This is a genomic window from Buttiauxella sp. S19-1 (genome assembly GCF_022134725.1).
Classification (GTDB): Bacteria; Pseudomonadota; Gammaproteobacteria; order Enterobacterales; family Enterobacteriaceae; genus Buttiauxella; species Buttiauxella ferragutiae.
Genome location: NZ_JAHWLU010000273.1, coordinates 1 through 672, shown reverse-complemented (window position 1 = coordinate 672; position 672 = coordinate 1). Strand labels below are relative to the sequence as shown.

The window sequence follows — 672 nt, the reverse complement described above, 5'->3', positions numbered from 1 at the left end:
CAATTCTACATGATGATGATCTTCTAAAAGAAAATTTTGGAATTGCACTATCAAATTTGGTGTCAAGTAATTCAGATATATATGCTTTCAATACTAGTGTATTAGATGAAAGGATTTCGTCAAGTAAGCCAAAGTCACACGCTTTTTATAGCATTGTAAAGCATATTTATACATCCGTTCGAAGTTTTAAGCATAAATTTAGAAGAGAAATTGATATAAAGAAACTTTTTTATCTTAACGTTTTTATGGGTACTCTTGCTGTCGTAATAAACAGAGAAAAAGCAGTTTTGTTAGACGGATTTGATGAAAGTTATTATCCGATAGCTGATTATCATTTTTGGACTAAGTGGATAATCGCGTATGGACCTATATATATCGAACCTATATTTGTTGCATCTTATCGAATTCGTGAGAATGAAACAATGAAACAGGAGACAATTGATTTATTCATCGAAAAAGATTATCAACTCAGAAAAGAAATATGCAATAGTGTCATCTCTATGAACAAATATAATAAACTAATCAAACTTTTGAAATCTAGAGATAGTATGCTCTTTAATTTCTCATGGAGTAACAATGAAAATATATATAAAAAGAATTTAGTCAATATTATTAGGTATTTTATAATTAGACTGCGCTGTGCAATTTCTTTTATTTAATATTATTAATGAC

1 protein-coding gene is annotated in these 672 nt (G+C 28.1%); it reads left to right on the top strand.

Translation table 11 applies throughout. The features are described 5' to 3' along the window. On the top strand, nucleotides 1–659 hold a 659-nt coding region (locus MES37_RS24530; RefSeq protein WP_237932842.1), incomplete at its 5' end, for a hypothetical protein. Nucleotides 660–672 lie beyond the last annotated feature (13 nt).